This is a genomic window from Weizmannia sp. CD-2023 (genome assembly GCF_036225245.1).
Classification (GTDB): domain Bacteria; phylum Bacillota; class Bacilli; order Bacillales; family Bacillaceae_C; genus Weizmannia; species Weizmannia faecalis.
This window is the reverse complement of sequence record NZ_JARTJQ010000149.1, coordinates 1-1272: the sequence shown is the minus strand read 5'-3', so window position 1 is coordinate 1272 and position 1272 is coordinate 1. Positions and strand designations below refer to the sequence as shown.

The following is a 1272-nucleotide window of genomic DNA, read 5'->3' as shown; positions in this document are numbered from 1 at the left end:
ATCCACTTTGGATTTAAACTTATTATACGAGGAGGGGTTTTATGGAGGCTGTACAATCAAGGCCTGTGTTCCAGAAAGTGCTTGGCGTCTTTGCTGTTTCACTGCTGTTTGCAACGGCGGGTTTATATACGGGGAGATTCATTCCGCCTGCGCTTATGATGCCGCTGATGGTTGCAGAAATTGCAATGGTCATCGCCGCTTTCTGGTTAAGAAGGAAAAAGAGCGTCGGGTATTTGTTCGTTTATGCTTTCACCTTTATTTCCGGTATTACGACATATCCGATTGTAGCTTATTATGCATCCCAGGCCGGTGCTGAGGTCGTCCTGCTCGCTTTTGGTTCCACGTTCGGCATTTTTGCCGTGATGGGCGTTATTGGGGCCGTTACCAAGAGGGATCTTGGCTTTTTAAGCACCGCATTGCTTGTCGCATTGTTGGCGCTGATCTTCATCGGAATATTCAGCATTTTCAGCCCGTTAACCTCAACCGGGATGCTCGCGTACTCCTTCATTGGCGCGATTGTTTTTTCCCTGTATGTTGTTTTTGACTTTAACCAAATGAAGCACCATGGCATTTCCGAGGAAATGGTCCCGCTTTTGGCTTTAAGCCTGTACCTTGATTTTATCAACCTGTTTATTTACATTTTGCAAATTCTCGGCATTTTGGGAAGCGACGATTGAGAAAAAAGAAAACGCCCGCCATTAACCGGCAGGCGTTTTCTTTTTCACATGTTGGATGTCAAACAAAACAATACGGTCTTTTTGCTCCCATTCGGGGATGCGCGCTTCCCATGCTGCCCGGACCATTTGTGCCAAATGCTGCTGCGCATCCGGCCCCATCAGCGATAAAAACAGCGCTTTCCGGTGGAGATGCTCTTTTCCATCGAGCGTCTGGATCGCATTTTCGCCAAACAACGTTTTTTGAATACGTTTCGGCACAGCCCCGTTTCGTTTGAATTTTTCCGGGTCATAAAACATTTTGACTGCTTCCTCGCCACTGATGCACACCGCTTTTTGCCCGAGCAGACGGGTTTCGAACAAAATTGCATGATAATCGTCCGTCCGGTTTTTAACGTTTTTCCGAAAGAAGTCTCCCATCCTCAAGGAATGTGAAGGTGCGAATCGCACCAATGAGTAGGTGGGAGATGAATTTCGGTTGGCTTTAGCCAAAGTTATTTTTCCAATCCTTTTCTCAACAATTCTAAGATTGCGGCTGTTCTAGTTGGAATCCCATTTTCTTTTTGATATTGCTCCAATTTTTCTAATATCGTCTTAG

General features: G+C 45.8%; 2 protein-coding genes. One reads left to right on the top strand and one right to left on the bottom strand.

Translation table 11 applies throughout. The features are described from left to right. Positions 1-41: 41 nt before the first annotated feature. Positions 42-677, top strand: a complete 636-nt coding sequence (locus P9687_RS17085) for a Bax inhibitor-1/YccA family protein (RefSeq protein ID WP_168985524.1) — start codon at positions 42-44, stop codon at positions 675-677. 21 nt (positions 678-698) lie between these two features. Here P9687_RS17085 and P9687_RS17080 read toward each other — a convergent pair whose 3' ends face one another. Further along, positions 699-1094 carry a hypothetical protein gene (locus P9687_RS17080; protein ID WP_328228949.1) on the bottom strand — a complete coding sequence of 132 codons (396 nt, stop codon included), beginning with the start codon at positions 1092-1094 and terminating at the stop codon, positions 699-701. Positions 1095-1272: the final 178 nt, after the last annotated feature.

Excerpts from the sequence above, each read along its gene's own strand:
- P9687_RS17085 (WP_168985524.1), top strand. The coding sequence starts at position 42 with ATGGAGGCTGTACAATCAAGGCCTGTGTTCCAGAAAGTGCTTGGCGTC.
- P9687_RS17080 (WP_328228949.1), bottom strand. The coding sequence starts at position 1,094 with ATGGGAGACTTCTTTCGGAAAAACGTTAAAAACCGGACGGACGATTAT.